This window comes from Azospirillum sp. 11R-A, assembly GCF_049472615.1.
GTDB lineage: Bacteria > Pseudomonadota > Alphaproteobacteria > Azospirillales > Azospirillaceae > Azospirillum > Azospirillum palustre.
Genome location: NZ_JBCEBL010000035.1, coordinates 52453 through 66391 on the forward strand (window position 1 = coordinate 52453; position 13939 = coordinate 66391).

The window sequence follows — 13939 nt, forward strand, 5'->3', positions numbered from 1 at the left end:
GACTCTAATCTTTTGGTTTTTCGTGTGATTCACGCTTCAAGCGATTCCGCTTGAAACGATCACACTCTAGGCCGGGCGGATCGCCTGGGCGAAGGTGAACAGCATGGCCGGGTCGACCGCCTTCTTCACCTCGGCCAGCTTGGCGAGATTCTCGCCGTAATAGGCCCGCTGCCAGTCGGCGAGCGACGGGTCGGGGAAGTTCTGGAATGCTCCCTGGGCCCTGGTCCGGCGGTTCACGTCGTCGTAGAAGCGCTGTTGCCACTCCAGCGCCTGCTCGATCAGCAGGACCGAATCCGTCGGCCGCCACCAGTTGGCCTCGACCGAGAACAGCCAGTCGTAGCCGCGGTGGACATAGGCGGTCTCGGTCGGGCCGACGCGGTTGATGGCGCCGCCGACCTGGAAGAACTTGAAGGCGATCGGCATCGAGGTGGCGGGCATCCTGGCCGCCCAGTCGAACATCGCGGCGATGGCCTCGTCGCCGATGTCCGCCGCCTTCATGTAGCTGGATTTTTCCTGATAGTAATAGGGGAAGGTGGTTTCGGTCAGGAAATCCTGCCCCGTCCAGTAGGGCACATTCTCCTCAAGCTTGGACTGGCTCCAGTTGATCGACTCCCAGGTGGACTTGAAGATTTCCTTCAGCGTCACCCTGGATTTGTGCAGCTGGCCGAGGATCGACAGCTTCAGCGGCACGTTGGCGCAGCGCTCCTGCCAGCTCGGGATGGTGACGTTGATCTTGCTGCCGAACTCGTCGGGGGCCGCCGCCAGCTCGGTCAGCAGGAGCTTCAGGATTTTCGGCAGATCCTTGCCGGTCCAGACCAGATTGAACACCGTCACCGGCTCCGCCGGGCGGGTTTCCAGGGTGAAGGAGGTGTTGATGCCGAAATTCCCGCCGGCACCGCCGCGGCAGGCCCAATAGAGGGCAGACTCGCTGTCCGCATTGGCGTTCACGTGACTGCCGTCGGCCTTGACCAGTTCCGTCGAGCGCAGAAGATCGGACGCCATGCCGAACTTGCGCATGTTGAAGCCGATGCCGCCGCCGAGCAGGAATCCGGCGGCACCGACCGAATCGCAGCGCCCATGGGTGATGGTGCGGCCCAGCCGCTCCATCTGCTTGTAGACGTAGGAGTTCAGCGTGCCGCCCAGCACCCGGACCAGCCCGTCGGATCCCTTCACCGGCTCCGCCCCCGCCATCAGCGTCATGTCGATCAGCAGGCCGGGCGTGGTGGAGAAGCCGGCGTAATTGTGCCCGCCGGACCGCACGGCGAAGGGCATGGCCTGCTGCTTCACCCAGGCGATGCAGGCCTGGACATCCTCCGGCCGCGAACAGCGGGCGATGCCGGCCGGCAGGGTGGCGCCATAGCGCAGGTTGTTGGGCCGGCAGATATCGGCGAAGAACGGATCCTCCGGCCGCAGCACCCCGCCCTTCACCCCCTTCGCCAGATCGGACCAGGCCGACGGCGGCGGGCAGTAAGCCCCGCCGGTCTCGGCCGCCAGGGCGGAGCCCGGCATCAGCCGGACCGCGGCGGCGGCACCGGCGAACCGGCCGGCGCCGACAAGGAAGTTGCGGCGGGAAGCGTGGAGTCCGAGCGCCATGAGCCTGTCCATTCTGTTTTATAAGTTGTGTTTTTCTATATTTACTATCCTATTGATAATAATTTTCGTCAACCACACCCGGATCAGGGGCCGAAAACCTCCTCGGCCACCGTATCCAGCAGGGCATCGTCGCTCTGCTGGTTGCCGTTCGTCAGGAAGATCAGCGCGGTGCGGCGACCGGGGTAATAGCGGACATCGGCCTCGAACCCGTCATAGCGCCCGTCATGGCCGGCGCCGCGTCCCCAGCGGTCCTTCCACAGCGCCACACCCAGCCCCTGCCCGTCCTCATTCTCCGACGGGGTCAGCATGCGGCGGACCGTCGCCGCCCCCAGCAGCCGGTTGTCGCGGAACAGGGCGAAGACGAAGCGTTCCAGATCGCCGGCTGTGGTGACCAGCGGCCCGTCGCCGGTGGTCGCCGCCCAGGACCGCCGGCTGACATCGCCCTCCCCGGTGTAGCCATGGGCGAGGCTGCGGTCGCGCGGATCGGCGCCGACGCCGGTCGAAGCCATCCCGGCCCGCTCCAGCACCCGGTTCCGCAGAACCTGCGCGAAGGGAACGCCGTCGCGCCGCGATGCGATGTGACCGAGCAGGACATAGTTGCTGTTGGAGTATTCGTAGTGTCCGCCGACCGGACCGGTCGCCTTCTCCCCCGCCGCATAGGCGAGCAGGGTGCCATCGCGCGGCAGCCGTTCCGGCCTGGCCGCCTCGTCTTCCTCATACTCATCGGTGATGTAATCGGGAATGCCCGAGCTGTGGTCGAGCAGATGGATCAGACGCGCCCGGTTGGCGTTGGCGATCCTGTCCAACGGCAGGTCGGAAGCCAGCTCCCTAACCGGCTGGTCGAGCGAGAGCAGCCCCTCCTCCACCTGTTGCAGCACGGCGGCGGCGGTCGCCATCTTGCCGACGGAGGCGACATAGAAGCGGGTGTCCTCCGTCACCGGGCGCCCGCCCTTGCGGTCGGCGACGCCGGACACCACCACCCGCCGCCCGTCCGGACCCGACACCAGCAGGATGCCGCCGTCCAGTTCTTCGTCGGCGAGGAAGCGGTCGAGCAGCCGTTGCAGCCGGTCGGGCCTGGCGGCTGCGGCATCGGAGACTGGGATCGCCAGAGCCAGCAGCAGCGCCAAGCCCGGCATCAGCCGGCGCAGACCCCCGGCACGGTTCGGAAAGCGGCTGGAGTTGTCCCGTCCTTGCGTCCGCATGCACCCTGCCCCCGTCCAGTGAGCGGCCCGGCGGGATTACGCCGAAAGCCATAACCGGAATCGAGGGTATGACTCGCAATCGGAAAACGGCAAGGCGCGGACGCTAGCGCTTTTCAACCGGCCCCTTTACCACCGGCCGGGTGCTGCCGCGGACCACCAGTTCGCAGTCGAGATTGTGGTGCTTCGACGTGACGCGGACGCCGTCGAGCGCCGCCAGGATCTGCGTGGCGCTGAGGCGGCCGATCTCGCGCTGGGGCGGCCGGACGGTGGTCAGCGGCGGCGGGCAGGAACTGCTGAAGGGAAGGTCGCCGAATCCCACCACCGCCAGATCGTCCGGCACCTTCAGGTCGCGGCGGGTGACCTCGAACAGCACGCCCAGCGCCAGCGCGTCGTTGGAGCAGACCACGCCGTCGATGTCGGAATGGCGGGTCAGGATCTCGTCGATCAGCCAGCGCCCGACCTCCGTCGTCGCGGCGTCGGGAACGGTGAAGTCGATGGGATCGTGCAGGCCGCGGCGCATCACCTCCGCCTCGTAGCCGTCGGTGCGGCTGCGGACGCGCAGATCCTGGTGGGCGGCGGCGCCGATGTAGGCGACCTTGCGGCTGCCCTGGTCGTAGAGGTGGCTGGTCTGCATGCGGCCGACCTCGAAATGCGAGAAGCCGACGCTGATGTTGACCGCCTCGCCGGGGTGGCCGGGCATGTCCCACATCTCCACCACCGGCACGCCGCAGGAGGCCAGCATGGCGCGGGTCCGTTCGGTGTGGTGGAAGCCGGTCACCACCATCGCCGCCGGCGACCAGGCGAGGAAGGCGCGGATCAGGCTTTCCTCCTCCTCCGGGCTGAACTCGCTGACGCCGAGCAGGGTCTGGTAATGCGCTGCCTGGAACATGCCCTGGAGCGTGTTGTAGGTCTCGGCGAAGAAGGAATTCAGGATGGACGGCAGGATGACGCCGACGGTGCGGCTGCGCGCGGCGGCAAGGCTGCCGGCGACCAGATTGGGCACATAGCCCATCTCGTCGATCACCCGCGCGATGCGTTCGGCGAGGTGGCGGGACACCGCCTCCGGCCGGCGGAGATAGAGCGAGACGGTGCTGGCCGACACATCGGCGGCGGTGGCCACGTCGGTCATCGTCACCCGCTGGGTGCCGCGGCGTGTCCGCTTCCTGGTTTCGGTCGTCTGCATCGTCGGTCTTCCTCACGCATCAGGTGCGGCGCATCAGTGCCGCGTCGGCGGGTCGGCATGGGCCATGCCGACACGATCCGGGTCGCCATGGTCCGGGTCGGCAAGCGCCAGCTCGGACAGAGCCAGGATCGCGTCGTGAACGAGCTGATAGGCGGCCTCGATCCGGCCGAGCGCCGGATCGCAATCCTCCCCGCTGTCACGCGTCTCCTGGCGCACCGCCCGGAACAGGCTCAACGCCTCGCGACCGATGATCCTATGGCTTGCCCACAGACCGCAATCCTCTTGCAGTGCGAGCGGGATATGCAACAGGCGATGGCGCAGCACGGCCGCGTCAAGCTCCAGTTCGGCGATGCGCCGGCTGAGAAGGGGTGTCATCGATGTCATGCCTTCGGGGCGCGCCCCGATGGACGCGCCCCGTTCTCCTGCGGTACGGCAGCCGGATCAGCCGGCGACCAGATCGGCCATGGCGGCCTTCATGCCCTTCGCCTCGATGGCGGCGAGGCTGTCGGCCACCCGCGCGGCGAGGCCGGGGACGGCGGTCAGGTCCTCCTTCCACAGGCGGACGTCGGACAGGATGGCGGCAACCAGCGCCTTCGGATCGCTGCCGTTGGCCGCCCAGGCGGCGCTCATGGCGGCGATCACCTCGGCATTGTCGCTGATCGGGTAGGACCCGGCCTCGCGCGTGCCGGCATAGGCGCCGCCGGACAGCTCGCCGCGGTAGAAGCGCAGCAGCGCCGCCAGCGAGAAGGACAGGCCGGCCGGAGCCGAGCCGTTGCGGACCACTGCGTCCTTCAGGCTGGGCAGGACGCGCACCTGCCACTTCGACACCGAGTTCAGCGTGATCGAGATCAGCTCGTGCCGGATATAGGGGTTGCCGAAGCGCTCCATGATGGTGCGGGCGTAATCCTGCCGCTCGGCCTCCGGCAGGGGCACGTAGGGGACGATCTCCTCGAACATCACTGTGTTCAGGTAGGCCGACACGGTCGGGTCGTCCATCATCGACTTGACGGTGTCCAGCCCGGCGCAATAGGCGGCCAGTGCGCTGGCGGTGTGGGCGCCGTTCAGGATGCGGACCTTGCGGGTGCGGTAGGGCTGGAGATCGTCGGTCCACACCACGTTCAGGCCGGCCTTGTGCAGCGGCAGCTCGTCCGCCAGATGGGCCGGCCCCTCGATCACCCAGACATGGAAGGGCTCGGCGGCGACGGCCAGCCTGTCCTCATAGCCCCACTTGGCGGACAGCGCGGCGGCCTCGTCCTTCGGGTAGCCGGGGACGATGCGGTCGACCAGCGTGTTCAGGAAGTGGTTGTGCGTCTCGATCCAGTCGGCGAAGCCGGCCTCCAGGCCCCAGCGCTTGGCATGGGCCAGGACGATGCGCTTCAGGTTGGTGCCGTTGGCCTCGATCAGCTCGCAGGGCAGGAAGACCAGACCGCTGTCGGCGCTGCCGCCCAGCGCCGTGTAGCGGGCGTGCAGCAGGGCCGCGACCTTGGCCGGGAAGCTGTCCGGGCAGGTGCCGGGCGCATAGGCCTCCTCACGGTCGGCGATGCCGGCCTCGGTGGTGTTGGAGACGAAGAAGCGCAGCGCCGGCGACACGGCCAGCTCGACCATCCGTGCCCAGTCGGCATAGGGATTGAGCGCCTCCGACACGCAGGAGACGACGCGGCGGGATTCGACTTCCTGCCCGTTCTCGATGCCGCGCAGCAGGACGGTGTAGAGGTTGTCCTGCGCGTTGAGCAGCGGTGCGATGCCCTGGTCCAGCGGCTGGGCGATGGCGACACCGGCCTTGGTCAATCCCTGGCCGTTGGCGACATCGACCATCCAATCGACGAAACCGCGCAGGAAGTTGCCGTCCCCCACCTGAAGAATGGTCACGGGCAGGGTCGGGGCGCCGTCGGTGTGAGCGACGTCGAACGCGCCGCCGGCAAGCTGGTCACGGGTCAGGGAATGCATGACTGGGCATCCTTAAGGGGAGCTGAAAATCCGGGCCCGGCGCCAGGAGGGCAAGCACGGGCGATGGGTTCAATATACTAATATATTAATGGGCCGGGCAAGGAGAAAAGGGTGCGGCATTGTGGTGGGGAGAGGACGACACTCGGCGGAAGTCCCCTCCCCCTGGGGAGAAGGAGCCCCCCTACTCCTTGAACCCCGCCATATGCTCGAACAGGTGGCGCTTCCGGCGGATCTCCGCCTCGGCCTCGTCCAGCAGGGCATGGAAGCGCTCAGGGTTGGCGCGCTCCACCGCGCTGAAGCGGGACTCGCCGGCCATGAAGGCGGCGAGACCGGCCGACGGGGCGCCGCTGTCCAGTTGCAGGGCGGTCTTGCCCTTGGCCAACCGCTGCGGATCGCGGCGGTAAAGCGACCAGTGGCCGCTGTCCACCGCCAGCTTCTGGTGTTCCAGCCCGTGCGACAGCTCGAAGCCGTGGGCGACGCAATGGCTGTAGGCCAGCACCAGCGACGGGCCGCGGTAGGCCTCCGCCTCCGTCAGGGCGTTCAGTGTGTGGCTGTCACGGGCGCCGAAGGCGGTGCGGGCGACATAGACATGGTCGTAGGCCATCGCCATCAGCCCCAGATCCTTCTTGGCCGCCGACCGGCCGGCGGTGGCGAACTTGGCCGAGGCGCCGATGGGCGTCGCCTTGGACTGCTGGCCGCCGGTGTTGGAATAGACCTCCGTATCCATCACCAGGATGTTGATGTCGCGCCCTGACGCCAGCGCATGGTCGAGACCGCCATAGCCGATATCGTAGGCCCAGCCGTCGCCGCCGACGATCCACACGCATTTGCGGACCAGATAGTCGGCCAGCTGCTCCAGCCGGCGGGCCAGCGGATCTTTCAGCAAGGCGAGCTGCGTCCTCAGCGTGGCGACATGGGTGCGCTGGGCGGCGATGCCGGCGGCATCGTTCTGCCCGGCCTCCAGCAGTTCGGTGACGAGGCCGGGCTCCAGTTGGGCCGACAGCAGCGCCAGCGCATCGCGCGCCTGCTCGGCCATCCCGTCGATGGCGACGCGCAGGCCGAGACCGAACTCCGCATTGTCCTCGAACAGCGAGTTGGCCCAGGCGGGACCGTGACCGCTGGCGTCGGTGGTGTAGGGGGTGGTCGGCAGGTTGCCGCCATAGATCGACGAGCAGCCGGTGGCGTTCGCCATCACCATGCGGTCGCCGAACAGCTGGGTCAGCATCTTGATGTAGGGGGTCTCGCCGCAGCCGGCGCAGGCGCCGGAGAACTCGAACAACGGCTCCAGAAGCTGGCTGTGCTTGACGGTGACCGGCACCGATTCGCGCGGGATGGCGGGCAGGTTGCGGAAGAAGTCGAAGGCCTCCTGCTGGCCGGCCAGCGCCTGGATCGGCCGCATCTCCAGCGCCTTGCGGCCGGAACCCGCCTTGTCTTCCACCGGACAGGCGGCAACGCAGAGCGTGCAGCCGGTGCAGTCGGCGGGAGAGGCTTGCAGGCGATAGCGGCCGCCGGGGAACTCGCGGCCCTTGTAGGGGATGGTCTCGAAACCGGCCGGGGCGCCGGCCAGCGCCGACTCCGGCACCACGGTGGCGCGGATGGCGGCATGCGGGCAGACCAGCACGCACTTGTTGCACTCGATGCAGAGATCGGCGTTCCAGCCCGGCGCCTCCGCCGCGATGTTGCGGCGCTCATATTTCGAGGTGCCGGTCGGCCAGGTGCCGTCGACCGGGAAGGCGGACACCGGCAGCCGGTCGCCATGGCCGGCGATCATCATGGCGGTGACGCGCTTGACGAAGTCGGGGGCGGTTTCCGGCACCGGGGCCGGGCGGACATGGTCGGCGGTGACATGGTCGGGCACCGGGACGGGATGCAGATGGGCCAGCGCCCGATCGACGGCGGCGATGTTGCGCGCCACCACCTCATCGCCGCGGCGGGAATAGGTCTTGGCGATCGCCGCCTTGATCTCGGCGATGGCGTCCTCGACCGGCATGACGTTCGACAGGGCGAAGAAGCAGGTCTGCATGATGGTGTTGACGCGGCGGCCGAGCCCGACCTCCCGCGCGACGGCGCCGGCATCGATGGCGTGCAGGGACAGCCTGCGCTCGATGCAGAGCCGCTGGACCTCGGCCGGCAGGGCATCCCACACCTGTTGCGGCGTGCCGGGGGCGTTCAGCAGGAGGGTGGCGCCGGGGGCGGCCATCTCCGCCACCTCCACCCGCTCCATCAGCGGCAGATGGTGGCAGGCGACGAACTGGGCCTGGCCGATCAGGTAGGGCGCGCGGATCGGCTCCTTGGAAAAGCGCAGGTGCGACACGGTGGTCGAGCCGGACTTGCGGCTGTCATAGACGAAATAGGCCTGGGCGTGGCCGCCGCTGCGTGACTGGATGATCTTCAGCGAGTTCTTGTTGGCGCCCACCGTGCCGTCGGCGCCGAGGCCGAAGAAGACGGCGCGGGACACGCCCGGCTCCTCCACGGCCCAGTCCGCATCCCAGCGGATCGAGTGGTGGGTGACGTCGTCGGTGATGCCGACGGTGAAACGGCGCTTCGGCCGGTCGCGGCCCAACTCGTCGAACACCGCCTTCGCCATGGCGGGGGTGAATTCCTTGGACGACAGGCCGTAGCGGCCGGCGACGACGATAGGGTCTATGGCACTCGAATCGGCGGCGCGGGCCTCCGCCAGGGCGGCGACCACGTCGAGATAGAGCGGATCGGCGACGGCGCCGGGCTCCTTGGTGCGGTCGAGCACGGCAATGCGCCGCACCGTCGCCGGCAGGGTGGACACGAAATCGGCGATGGCGAAGGGACGGAACAGGCGGACGGTCAGGCAGCCGACCCGCTCCCCCTGCTCCAGCAGCCGGTCGACCGTGCCGTTGCAGGTCTCGGCACCCGATCCCATGACCACCACCACCCGCTCCGCCTGCGGATGGCCGTGATAGTCGAACAGGCGGTAGGCCCGGCCGGTGCGGGCGGCGAGCCGGTCCATCATCTCCTGCACGATGGCCGGGCAGGCGTCGTACCAGGGGTTGGCGGCCTCGCGCGCCTGGAAGAACACGTCGGGATTCTGCGCCGTGCCGCGGACGACCGGATGGTCCGGCGTCAGGCCGCGGCGGCGGTGGGCATCGACGCAACGGTCGTCGATCAGGGCGCGCAGATCGTCGTCCGCCAGCGGCTCGATGCAGTTGAACTCGTGCGAGGTGCGGAAGCCGTCGAAGAAATGCAGGAAGGGCACCCGCGCCCGCAAGGTGGCGGCATGGGCGACGAGCGCCAGATCCTGCGCCTCCTGCACATTGGCCGAGGCCAGCATGGCGAAGCCGGTCTGGCGGCAGGCCATCACGTCGGAATGGTCGCCGAAGATCGACAGCGCATGGGTCGCCAGCGTGCGCGCCGCGACATGCATGCAGAAGGGCGTCAGCTCTCCGGCGATCTTGTACATGTTGGGGATCATCAGCAGCAGGCCCTGCGACGCGGTGAAGGTCGTCGCCAGCGCGCCGGCCTGCAAGGCGCCATGGACCGCCCCGGCCGCCCCGCCCTCCGACTGCATCTCCACCACCTGCGGCACGCTGCCCCACAGGTTGGGACGGTGCGCCGCCGACCATTCGTCGGCGAATTCCCCCATCGGCGAGGACGGCGTGATCGGGTAGATCGCAATGACGTCGCTGGCGCGATAGGCCACGGAGGCCGCCGCCTCGTTGCCGTCCATGATTCGGGCCATGATGCGGACGGAAGAGGCGGACCTGATGGGGGCGGTGGAGGTCGGGCTTTTGATCATGCCGGAAAAATCCTTTGTGCTGGCGACAGTCGTCTCCCGAGGGGGGCGTCTTCGATGACGGGGCCGGCGGGTCTTTCAAAAGCCGGCGCGGATTGCGGCAGAAAACGGCGGTCGACCAGGGCGAATGGTCGGTCCGAAGCGGGCCGGACACATTGACGTCGGTCAGTCCGGAGCGGAATTTCCGGGTGCCGTTGCTCTGCGCTGCACAACTGTCTGATATATTACTTTTGCAAGGAAGGCCCCAGATTGTCGCACTGCAGCAATTGGCAAAGGCCGAGCGTTTCCGCGGAGATGGCAGCGGCATGGCGGTCGTCTCCCCCTTGCCGGCAGGACGGAAACGGCGCATAGCCCGTTGATCCAGGTCATTTATGGCGAGCCGATGCTGTGGCTTCCTACAGGCGGATGAACCGGACAGACCGGCCCGCCTTTAAAATCCGAACAGCAAAACAGGCCTTTCAACCTTCAATTATATTGCATCGCAGCAAGTAACCGCTCTCGGGAAACGGACGGATTTTTGCTGCGACTGCGAAGAAATCAGCGCATCGCATCATTGGACTGCGACATTTTCGCAGGAGCCGAAGGCGGCACCGGAAAACCGCTTGCACCAAATACTGATATATTAATATAACTCCGTCAGCGATGCTCCCGCCCCTCTTGAAGCAGAGCGGAAGCGACCCATTCGCCCGGCACCGAACACCCGCCGGCCAGGCATCCCGCCCGAGGATCGCCGCCTGAAGGGCCTGTACGTGCGCACCGGCGCCTGCCGTGGCAGGCATGTGAGGAAAAGATGAACAAGATCCGTGGTTTGCGGTGGCAAATCCTTGCCCTGATGATGCTGGGCACCGTGGTCAACTACATCGACCGCAACACTCTGGGCATCCTGGCGCCGACGCTCAAGGAGCAGCTCCACTTCACGACCGAGCAGTATTCCTTCATCGTCAGCGCCTTCCAGCTCTGCTACAGCCTGATGCAGCCGGTCGCCGGCTACATCACCGACCTGATCGGGCTTAAGCTGGGTTACGCGATGTTCGCCGGCGTCTGGGGCATCGCCGCCGCCATGCACGCGCTGGCCGGCAGCTGGCAGTCGATGGCCTTCTTCCGCGGCCTGCTGGGCGTCAGCGAAGCGGCGGCCATGCCGTCGGGCGTCAAGACCTCCACCCTGTGGTTCCCGGCCAAGGAGCGCTCCATCGCCACCGGCTGGTTCAACACCGGCAGCTCCATCGGCGCGATGATCGCCCCGCCCTTCGTCATCTGGCTGTCGCTGACCTATGGCTGGCAGGAAGCCTTCCTCGTCACCGGTCTGCTGGGCGTCGGCATGTCGGCCCTGTGGTACATGCTGTACCGCAACCCGGAAAACCATCCGCGCCTGACCAAGGAAGAGCACGCCTACATCCTGGACGGCCAGGAACAGGTCGAGCTGCCGAAGCCGTCGATGAAGCGCGTGCTCGGCAAGGGCAAGTTCTGGAGCATCGCCGCCGCCCGTTTCCTGACCGAGCCGGCCTGGCAGACCTTCAGCTTCTGGATCCCGCTGTACATGGTCTCCACCCGCGGCATGGACATCAAGCAGTTCGCCCTGTTCGCCTGGCTGCCGTTCCTGGCCGGTGACATCGGCTGCATCCTCAGCGGTTACCTGTCGCCCTTCTTCGTGAAGCGCTTCAAGATGTCGCTGGTCAATTCCCGCATCGCCGGTGTCGGCGTCGGTGCGGTCTGCATGATCGGCCCGGCGCTGATCAGCTTCACCGTCAGCCCGATCGCCGCAATCTTCCTGTTCTCCCTCGGCGCCTTCGCCCACCAGATGCTGTCGAGCCTGCTCTATGCCCTGGTCACCGACACCTTCGAAAAGCAGGACGTCGCCACGGCGACCGGTTTCGGCGGCATGGCCGGCTACATGGGCGGCATGATCTTCTCGCTGATGATCGGCCAGCTCGCCACCACCATCGGGTACGAGCCGCTGTTCGCCTGCCTGACCGTGTTCGATCTCGCCGCCTTCGCCATCATCGCCCTGGTGCTGGGCCAGCGCGGTCCGAAGTCCGCCGCCGCCGTCCCGAACGCCACGGCCGGCGCCGACTGACGGTCCGCCCGTCCCTGAAACGCCCCTTCACTGTGATCGAGACGCCCTCCGGCTCACCGCCGGGGGGCGTTTTCGTTCCGGTGATAATGGATAAAAAATACGAGCGTAAGAAGGAAAGCCGCTTGCCAGACCGATGAGATATTAATATATTAGTCCTGTACCGCTGGATGCGCCGTGGGTTGACCCGGCACAACTTGTTGGACGTTCCTCTCGGACTTCAAAGCCGCCGGTTTTCCGGCGGCTTTTTTTTGCCCATCCGATCAGAGAATGCCCGGTCCGAAGACGGCGGTCAGTTGAACAGGAAGGACTGGCTGTCGATGACGGTCGCAGGGACCGGGCGTTCCGGCGTGGCGGTGACGGCCGCCGCCGCCGCGACGGACAGCAGCGAAGCCAGCGCGAAGGCGGAGGCGACCAGGGCGCGGGCGACGGTGTGGCGGCCAGTGAACTGATGGGCGGGCATGCGGCTGCTCCTGATCCGGGGTTTCGATGATCGGGGCGTCGGGGAGCGGCGTCACCATCATCGGCGAACCCATGCTGCCACCGCTCCGCCTTTGTGAAACGCACCGTTACCGCATGTCCTGCATGATCATGTTGCACTGCATCACAGCGCTGTGACTGTGCATGATCCGTAATACGGCAACAACTCGCAGCGCTCCGATTGCATCGTCCAGGCAGGATACTTGCCCGTACCGTAGTTTTACTGCGCCAGCCCGCGGCGCCCGCCGACTTCGTCCAGATGGTCCAGCATATCGGCCGGGTCTTCATAGACGCGCAGCGCGCCGGAGCGTTCCAGCTCCTCCCGGCCATAGCCGCCGGACAGCAGACCGATCCCCAGCGCCCGCGCCCGCTTGGCGGCGATCATGTCCCAGATGCTGTCGCCGACCACGAAGGCGCTGGCGATGTCCACGCCGATGCGCGCGGCGGCGGCCAGGAACAGGTCAGGATCCGGCTTGGCATATTCGACCTCGTCACGGGTGATGACCGCGGCCTTCGAGGGATCGACGCCCAGCTTCTCCAGCGCCGGCCGCGCCGTCTCCATCCGGCCGCTGGTGGCGATGGCCCAGGGGATGTTCAGCTCCGTCAGCGTGTCGAGCAGCTCGCGGGCGCCCGGCAGCGGAACCACGCCGGGAGCCAGCCGCCTGTAGGCCTGCGCATGGCGGTGGCGCAGCCGGTCGAGCAGAGCCTGGTCGGCGCCGAGACCGGTTTCGCGCAGCAGCATGTTGGTGAACAGCCCGCCGCTCATGCCGATCTTGCGGTGGATGCGCCAGACCGACAGGGCGATGCCCTCCTCGTCCAATGCCTCCTTCCAGGCCAGCACATGCTGGTAGACCGTGTCGGTCAGCGTGCCGTCGAGGTCGAACAGGAAGGCGTTGGTCAGACGGGGGATGCCGGTCATGTCCTGTATCCGCGATTTGTGGTGGTTGGACCACAGATGGGGCGGACCGGCTGCTTTCGCCAAGCTTTTGCCGCGGACGGCAATGGATTTCCCTCAAGGATAATCCACGCGAATCGTCGCGGCACTTTCACCACGCAGACGCGTAGACTGCCGCTTCCGCTGGCGCGTTGACTTCGCTACAGTCCACCGCCAAGCTTGCCGCCGGTTGGCTCGGTGCAGTTTCGGGAGGGAGAAAAGCGCGTGTCGGAAAGGCCGGAGGATGGCGACAACCCGTCGACCGACGACGATCTGGTCACCTTGCTGGACCAGGTCAGCCGGCTTGTCTATGGCATCAGCTTCACCGATGGGCTTTTCCCGGCCCAATGGGTGGCGCTGCGCTATTTCCATGACGCGCCGGAGCCGGCCCGCACCCTGACCGCGCTGGCGCGGTTCCAGAAAATCCACTTGGCACCGGTTTCGCGCACCGTCTCCACCCTGGTGGACAAGGGGCTGCTGACCCGACGCCCGCACCCCGGATTCAAGCGCGGCTGGCTGTTCGACCTGACCGACGACGGCCGGATCCTGCTGGAGCGCGACCCCCTGCGCCAGTCGCTGAGCCCGCCCATCGCCGCCATGGCGGCCAACGAACGGGCGATGCTGGGCCGGCTGATGAAGCGGATCATCACCCACATGCAAACGGGCAGCGGCGACGGCGAAGCCGGAGGGGAGAAGACGGACGGCACGCCGGTCGCCTGACCCCGCCCGCCGCCTCTCCTGCCCCTGCCCCGCCAGTCCGCCC

Annotated in this window: 10 protein-coding genes; 2 read left to right on the top strand and 8 right to left on the bottom strand. The window is 67.2% G+C overall.

Annotated features, from left to right (window positions below):
* Nucleotides 1–66: 66 nt before the first annotated feature.
* The 6 genes from VH569_RS31040 to nifJ all read right to left on the bottom strand — a co-directional run bounded on the left by VH569_RS31040 (nucleotide 67) and on the right by nifJ (nucleotide 9637).
* The gene (locus VH569_RS31040) at nucleotides 67–1593 is read right to left on the bottom strand and encodes an FAD-binding oxidoreductase (protein ID WP_423320646.1); all 1527 of its coding nucleotides are present in this window, start codon (nucleotides 1591–1593) and stop codon (nucleotides 67–69) included.
* Nucleotides 1594–1676: 83 nt separating this feature from the next.
* Nucleotides 1677–2795: a serine hydrolase domain-containing protein gene (locus VH569_RS31045; RefSeq protein WP_423320648.1), complete on the bottom strand. Its 1119-nt coding sequence runs from the start codon at nucleotides 2793–2795 to the stop codon at nucleotides 1677–1679.
* A 103-nt stretch (nucleotides 2796–2898) separates the two neighbouring features.
* Complete coding sequence (locus VH569_RS31050; protein ID WP_377807130.1) at nucleotides 2899–3978, bottom strand: LacI family DNA-binding transcriptional regulator; 1080 nt, start codon at nucleotides 3976–3978, stop codon at nucleotides 2899–2901.
* Nucleotides 3979–4011: 33 nt separating this feature from the next.
* Complete coding sequence (locus tag VH569_RS31055) at nucleotides 4012–4353, bottom strand: hypothetical protein (RefSeq protein WP_423320650.1); 342 nt, start codon at nucleotides 4351–4353, stop codon at nucleotides 4012–4014.
* Nucleotides 4354–4419: 66 nt separating this feature from the next.
* Nucleotides 4420–5925, bottom strand: a complete 1506-nt coding sequence (locus VH569_RS31060) for a tagaturonate reductase (protein WP_423320652.1) — start codon at nucleotides 5923–5925, stop codon at nucleotides 4420–4422.
* A gap of 181 nt (nucleotides 5926–6106) precedes the next feature.
* Nucleotides 6107–9637, bottom strand: a complete 3531-nt coding sequence (nifJ, locus tag VH569_RS31065; RefSeq protein ID WP_423320659.1) for a pyruvate:ferredoxin (flavodoxin) oxidoreductase — start codon at nucleotides 9635–9637, stop codon at nucleotides 6107–6109.
* An 844-nt stretch (nucleotides 9638–10481) separates the two neighbouring features.
* On the opposite strand from nifJ, the gene VH569_RS31070 reads away from it, so the two are divergent.
* A complete protein-coding gene (locus VH569_RS31070) occupies nucleotides 10482–11765 on the top strand; it encodes an MFS transporter (RefSeq protein WP_109050644.1) in 1284 nt (427 codons plus the stop codon).
* Between the two features lie 289 nt (nucleotides 11766–12054).
* On the opposite strand, the gene VH569_RS31075 is transcribed toward VH569_RS31070, so the two are convergent.
* Complete coding sequence (locus VH569_RS31075; RefSeq protein ID WP_423320654.1) at nucleotides 12055–12225, bottom strand: hypothetical protein; 171 nt, start codon at nucleotides 12223–12225, stop codon at nucleotides 12055–12057.
* Nucleotides 12226–12462: 237 nt separating this feature from the next.
* Nucleotides 12463–13161 (bottom strand): HAD family hydrolase, encoded by a 699-nt coding sequence (locus VH569_RS31080; protein ID WP_423320655.1) that lies wholly within the window; start codon nucleotides 13159–13161, stop codon nucleotides 12463–12465.
* A gap of 240 nt (nucleotides 13162–13401) precedes the next feature.
* Here VH569_RS31080 and VH569_RS31085 point away from each other — a divergent pair, with 240 nt between their 5' ends.
* The gene (locus tag VH569_RS31085) at nucleotides 13402–13896 is read left to right on the top strand and encodes a MarR family transcriptional regulator (protein WP_109050646.1); all 495 of its coding nucleotides are present in this window, start codon (nucleotides 13402–13404) and stop codon (nucleotides 13894–13896) included.
* Nucleotides 13897–13939 lie beyond the last annotated feature (43 nt).

Excerpts from the sequence above, each read along its gene's own strand:
- VH569_RS31080 (WP_423320655.1), bottom strand. The coding sequence starts at position 13,161 with ATGACCGGCATCCCCCGTCTGACCAACGCCTTCCTGTTCGACCTCGAC.
- VH569_RS31050 (WP_377807130.1), bottom strand. The coding sequence starts at position 3,978 with ATGCAGACGACCGAAACCAGGAAGCGGACACGCCGCGGCACCCAGCGG.
- VH569_RS31055 (WP_423320650.1), bottom strand. The coding sequence starts at position 4,353 with ATGACACCCCTTCTCAGCCGGCGCATCGCCGAACTGGAGCTTGACGCG.
- nifJ (WP_423320659.1), bottom strand. The coding sequence starts at position 9,637 with ATGGCCCGAATCATGGACGGCAACGAGGCGGCGGCCTCCGTGGCCTAT.
- VH569_RS31075 (WP_423320654.1), bottom strand. The coding sequence starts at position 12,225 with ATGCCCGCCCATCAGTTCACTGGCCGCCACACCGTCGCCCGCGCCCTG.
- VH569_RS31040 (WP_423320646.1), bottom strand. The coding sequence starts at position 1,593 with ATGGCGCTCGGACTCCACGCTTCCCGCCGCAACTTCCTTGTCGGCGCC.
- VH569_RS31045 (WP_423320648.1), bottom strand. The coding sequence starts at position 2,795 with ATGCGGACGCAAGGACGGGACAACTCCAGCCGCTTTCCGAACCGTGCC.
- VH569_RS31060 (WP_423320652.1), bottom strand. The coding sequence starts at position 5,925 with ATGCATTCCCTGACCCGTGACCAGCTTGCCGGCGGCGCGTTCGACGTC.
- VH569_RS31070 (WP_109050644.1), top strand. The coding sequence starts at position 10,482 with ATGAACAAGATCCGTGGTTTGCGGTGGCAAATCCTTGCCCTGATGATG.